We start from the raw sequence: 814 nt of genomic DNA on the forward strand, positions 1-814 counted from the left end.
GCCGACTTGGCTGCCGACACCGAATTTGATGTGGTCGTAAATTCCAGCGATGCAGCGGGCAACACAGTTAACAGTACTGCAACTTCAACGCATACCGTTGACACCAGTGCGCCAGGTGATGGCACCGATGGTAACAACAGCATCGCGTTCGGTGATGAGCTGATCAATAGCGATGAGCAAAGTAATATCGGCTTCACTGGTCAGGTGGAAGACGGTGCCTCGGTTGATAGCATCGTTATTACGGACGCTCAGGGCGGCAGCATCACGGTCGATGCGGCCGACATTAATGTGGACGTAAACGGTAATGTCACCGTTTCAGGACAAGATCTGAGCACACTGACTGACGGCGAACTCACCGTCACCATGACCGTGACGGACTCTGCGGGTAACCAGGGCAGTGTCACCGACACCGCCGCTTTGGACACCAGCGCGGATGCGGGCACCGTGAGTGTGAATGACATCACCGCTGATGACGTGATCAACGCAGAAGAAGCAGGGCAAACGATTGCTGTCACTGGTTCAGCTCAAGGCGGTGATATCGCAGAGGGTGATGTGGTCACGATGACCATCAATGGTCAGGAATACACTACCACCGTCGGCAATAACGGTGAGTGGAGTGTGGACGTTGCCGGAAGCGATTTGGCTGCGGATACTGAATTCGATGTGGTGGTTAACTCTAACGATGCAGCGGGTAATGCCGTCCAAAGCACAACAACCTCAACGCACACCGTGGATACCAGCGCACCAGGTGATGGTACTGACGGCAACAACAGCATTACGTTCAGTGATGAACTGATTAATAGCGACGAGCAAA

The 814-nt window shown here is 53.8% G+C and carries 1 protein-coding gene; it reads left to right on the plus strand.

Features of this window, described 5'->3' with window-relative positions; all coding sequences use genetic code 11:
- Positions 1-814: Ig-like domain-containing protein (locus tag CWI73_RS09300; RefSeq protein WP_126752538.1), on the plus strand; the 814-nt coding region annotated here is incomplete at both ends.

The organism is Idiomarina piscisalsi (genome assembly GCF_003987095.1).
GTDB lineage: Bacteria > Pseudomonadota > Gammaproteobacteria > Enterobacterales > Alteromonadaceae > Idiomarina > Idiomarina piscisalsi.